Genomic DNA, 4,529 nt, shown 5'->3' with positions numbered 1-4,529 from the left:
CTCCCATCTGAGAGACCCCTCATCCGTCGGCCTTCGGCCGCCACCTTCTCCCGCAAGGGGGAGAAGGATTTCAGCGTCCGTACACCGCGTCGCGCAGTTCGCGCGTCACCTGGCCGTTCATGCCTTCGAAGGCGGTGTTGGTCAGCAGCACCACGGTCAGCCCGGCCTTGGGATCGACGAACCAGTTGTGCCCATAGACCCCGCCCCAGGCCAGCGTGCCGACGCCTTGCGGGGTCTTGGCCACCGCCGGATCGTCGAGCACGGCCCAGCCGTAGCCGAAGCCCCAGCCGGGCCCTTGGGTCGCGGCCTTGATCCCGGCCTGGTCGGTGGTCATCAGTTTCACGCTGGCCGGCTCGAGCACCGGTCCGCCACCGGTGCGCACGGCCTCCAGCAGGGCCAGCACGTCGCCGGCTGTGCCGACCATGCCCGCCCCGCCCGAGGGGAAGGCGGCCGGGTCGGTCGCGCGGCTGGGGGCCATGCGCACGGCGGTGGCGCCCAGCGAGACGTCCTGGTTGTCGGTGATGCGGGCCGGGGCCGGGCTGGCGTTGGCGTAGGGCGTGGCCAGGCGGGCCGGGTCCCTGGCCTGGAAGCCGGCGTCCTTCAGGCCCAGCGGCCCGGTCACGGTGCGGGCCACCACGTCGGGCAGCGGATGGCCGTCGGCCTTCTCGGCCACCAGCCCCAGCACGTCGATGGCCAGCGAATAGCGCCAGGCGCTGCCCGGCGCGAAGGCCAGCGGCCCCTTGCCGATCCGGGCGACGTTCTCGTCCAGGCTCAGGCCCGAGATGTCGAGCCCGTCCGAGACGCCCAGCTTGTGGTACGGGTGCTGCGCCGTCTCCGACAGGCCGTAGGTCAGGCCGGCCGTATGGTCGAGCAGCTGGCCGATGGTGATGGTCGGCGTGGAGCCGTCGGCCAGGGCCGGCTTGAAGTCGGGCAACCATTTGGTCACCGGATCGGCCAGAGACAGCTTGCCCTCCTCGACCAGCCGCATGATCGCCACGCTGACGAACGGCTTGCTGACCGAGGCCAGGCGGAACACCGCGTCCTCGCGCATCGGGGCGGCGGCCTCGCGGTCGGCCAGGCCCACGGCCCGGTGGTAGACGAGCTTGCCGTCGCGGGCGACCAGGGCCACCGCGCCGACCAGCCGCTGGTCGGCCACGGCGCGGTCGAGCACGGCGTCGATGCGGGCGGCCAAGGCGGCGTCCTGGGTCTGCGCGACCACCGCCGGCTTGCCCACGGCCTGGGCCTGAACCATCGCCGGCGCGCCCGCCAGCACCGCCCAAATCGCCAGGGGGGCCGCAACGCCCGCAAGCCATCGACGCATTTCGCTGCTCCCTCGCCGCCGGACGCCCGGCCTTCCTACGGAGTGGGATGCGGCCGCGCCTTGCGCAAGTCCAGGCGCGCGAGTTTCCCACAGGCTTGCGGCCCGATGTTGCAAACTGGAAGTCGCCCCGGCCCAATCCGCCGCCGCGCGGCCTTGCTTGCGCCACGCCCGACGATCAAGTTGAGCTTCGACATCTTCCGTAATCGATCGGTAGCCATGATATCCGTCTCGCGCCTGGCGCTCGTCGTCTCCGCCGGCCTGGCGCTCACCGCCTGCTCCACCCTGCCTTCAGTTCTGCCCGGTTCGAGCAAGAAGGCCGACGCCCCGACCGCAGCCGCCGCCCCGGCTGCGCCCGCGCCGCCGGTCGCCCCGGTGAAGACCTCGGGCCCGCAGTTCTCCGACCTCAAGCCCGGCCAGTGGCCGCACGAGATCTCCGACGTCGCCGTCGATCCGGCCATCCGCTTCGGCGTGCTGCCCAACGGCATGCGCTACGCCCTGCGCAAGAACGCCACGCCGCCGGGCCAGGCCGCGCTGCGGCTGTGGTTCGACGCCGGCTCGCTGATGGAGGCCGACGACCAGCAGGGCCTGGCCCACTTCCTCGAGCACATGGCGTTCAATGGCTCGAAAAACGTGCCCGAAGGCGAGATGGTCAAGATCCTCGAGCGCCGGGGCCTGGCCTTCGGCGCCGACACCAACGCCTCGACCAGCTTCGACGAGACGACCTACACCCTCGACCTGCCCAAGACCGACGACGGCACGGTCGACGACGCCATGATGCTGCTGCGCGAAGCGGCCGGCGAGCTGACCATCGACCCCGCCGCCGTCGACCGCGAGCGCGGCGTGGTGCTGTCGGAGGAGCGCACCCGCGACACCCCCGGCTACCGCGTCTTCAAGCAGGGCTTCGCCTTCAACCTGCAAGGCCAGCGTCCGCCCGAGCGCCTGCCGATCGGCACGACCGACGTGATCTCCACCGCCCCGGCCCAGCGCATCCGCGACTTCTACCAGGCCTGGTACCGTCCCGAGAACGCGGTGTTCGTGGCCGTCGGCGACTTCGACCTCGACGCCATGGAGGCCAAGATCAAGGCCCGCTTCGGCGACTGGAAAGCCGTGGGCGAGCCGGGCGCGCGTCCCGACCTCGGCGCGGTGGCTCAGCGCGGCCTGACCGCCAAGGTCATCGTCGAGCCGGGCTCGGGCGAGTCGGTGCAGATCGGCTGGGCGCAAGCCGCCGACCAGCGCATCGAGACCAAGGCCACCGACCGCGAATACATGCTGGAATCCCTGGGCATGGCGGTGCTGAACCGCCGCCTGCGCGCCCTGGCCCGCGGCGAGACCCCGCCGTTCATCTCGGCCGGCGCCCTGCGCAACGACCAGTACCATGCCGTCCAGATCAACGGCCTGTTCGCCCAGGTGAAGCCGGGCGACTGGAAGACCGCCCTGCAGGTGCTCGACCAGGAACAGCGCCGCCTCGTGCAGTTCGGCGTGCGCCAGGACGAGCTCGACCGCGAGATCACCGCCATGCGCGCCGGCTACCAGGCCGCCGCCGCCGGCGAGGCCACCCAGCGCACCCCGGCCCTGGCCGGCGCCATCGTCGGCAGCCTGGGCGACCGCGAGGTGGTGACCAGCCCCTCGCAGAACCTCGCCGGCTTCGACGCCATCACCAAGGATCTCAAGGCCGACGCCGTCTCGGCCGCCGTGCGCGCGCTGTTCGCCGGCCAGGGTCCGCTGATCGTGCTGCCGACCCCCACCGCCATCGAGGGCGGCGAGGCCACAGTCACCGCCGCCTATACGGATTCGACCAAGACCCCGGTCACCCCGCCGGCCGCCCCGGTGGCCACGGCCTGGCCCTATGCGGTGTTCGGCCCGACCGGAAAACCGGTGGAGCAGAAGGACGTCGCCGACCTCGACACCGTCTTCGTCCGCTTCGAGAACGGCGTGCGCCTGACGGTCAAGCCGACCAAGTTCCGCGACGACCAGATCCTGGTGAAGGCCCGCATCGGCAACGGCCTGCTCGACCTGTCGAAGGCCGGCCAGAGCCCGCTGTGGTCGGCCTCGTCGATGATCGAGGGCGGTCTCAAGCAGATCACCGCCCAGGACATGGAACAGGTGCTGACCGGCAAGGTCTGGAACGCCGGCCTCGGCGTCGAGGACGACGCCTTCGTGCTCAGCGGCCGCACCCGTCCCGAGGATCTCTCGACCGAGCTGCAGGTGCTGGCGGCCTACGCCTCCGACGCCGGCTGGCGGTCCGAGGCCTTCAACCGCATCAAGACCTATTACGGCACGATCCACGACCAGCTGGAGCGCACCAACAGCGGCGTCGTCGGCCGTGATCTCGCCGGGCTGATGCACCCGAACGACGGCCGCTGGGCCTTCCCCAGCCGCCAGGACATCGCCGCCGGCTCGATCGACCAGTTGAAGGCCGCCGTCGGCCAGCCCCTGTCGACCGGCCAGATCGAGGTCGTGGTCGTGGGCGACACCACGGTCGAGAAGGCGGTCGCCGCCGTGGCCGAGACCTTCGGCGCCCTGCCCGTCCGCAGCGGCGCGGCCGCGCCCGCCGAGGCCAAGCAGATCGGCTTCCCCGCCCCGTCCAGGACCCCGGTGATCCGCACCCACAAGGGCCGCGCCGACCAGGGCCTGCTGTTCATGGCCTGGAAGACCGACGACCTGTTCAGCGACCTGCAGCGCTCGCGCAACATCCAGGTCCTGGCCTCGGTGATGCAGCTGCGGCTGGTCGACGAGCTGCGCGAGAAGCAGGGCGCGACCTATTCGCCCTCGGTCTCGGCCACGGCCAACGCCACCTTCCCCGGCTGGGGGTATCTTGGCCTGTCGGTCGAGGTGCCGCCGGAAAAGCTCGACCAGGTGGTGGCCAGCGTCCGCAAGATCGCCGCCGACCTGCGCGACAAGCCGGTCACCGCCGACGAGCTGGAACGCGCAAAGCTGCCGCGCATCGACCAGCTGGAAAAGGCCCGCGAGACCAACGAGTACTGGCTGGGCGCGCTCTCGGGCGCCCAGACCGACCCGCGCCTGCTCGACGCCACCCGCTCGGTGATCGCGGGCCTGCAACGCGTCTCCGCCGCCGACGTCCAGAAAGCCGCCCGCGCCTTCCTGTCCGACGACAAGAGCTGGACCTTCGAGGTCAAGCCGGAGAAGTGATCCTCCCCCTCTGGGGGAGGTGGCCCGGAGGGCCGGAGGGGGGCCGTTTTCAGCTTCC

Annotated in this window: 2 protein-coding genes; one reads left to right on the top strand and one right to left on the bottom strand. The window is 71.5% G+C overall.

Translation table 11 applies throughout. The features are described 5' to 3' along the window. Window positions 1-70: 70 nt before the first annotated feature. On the bottom strand, window positions 71-1,321 hold the full coding sequence (locus DMC18_RS24355) for a serine hydrolase (protein ID WP_110133389.1): 1,251 nt from the start codon (window positions 1,319-1,321) through the stop codon (window positions 71-73). A 216-nt stretch (window positions 1,322-1,537) separates the two neighbouring features. On the opposite strand from DMC18_RS24355, the gene DMC18_RS24350 reads away from it, so the two are divergent. Then, a complete protein-coding gene (locus DMC18_RS24350) occupies window positions 1,538-4,471 on the top strand; it encodes a pitrilysin family protein (protein WP_110120660.1) in 2,934 nt (977 codons plus the stop codon). Window positions 4,472-4,529: the final 58 nt, after the last annotated feature.

This window comes from Caulobacter sp. D5 (genome assembly GCF_003185805.1).
Lineage (GTDB): Bacteria > Pseudomonadota > Alphaproteobacteria > Caulobacterales > Caulobacteraceae > Caulobacter.
The sequence above is the reverse complement of the archived record's forward strand: the minus strand, read 5'-3'. Positions and strand labels throughout refer to the sequence as shown.

What these genes read in the sequence shown, in the direction of transcription:
- DMC18_RS24355 (WP_110133389.1), bottom strand. Translation starts at nt 1,321, where the DNA reads ATGCGTCGATGGCTTGCGGGCGTTGCGGCCCCCCTGGCGATTTGGGCG.
- DMC18_RS24350 (WP_110120660.1), top strand. Translation starts at nt 1,538, where the DNA reads ATGATATCCGTCTCGCGCCTGGCGCTCGTCGTCTCCGCCGGCCTGGCG.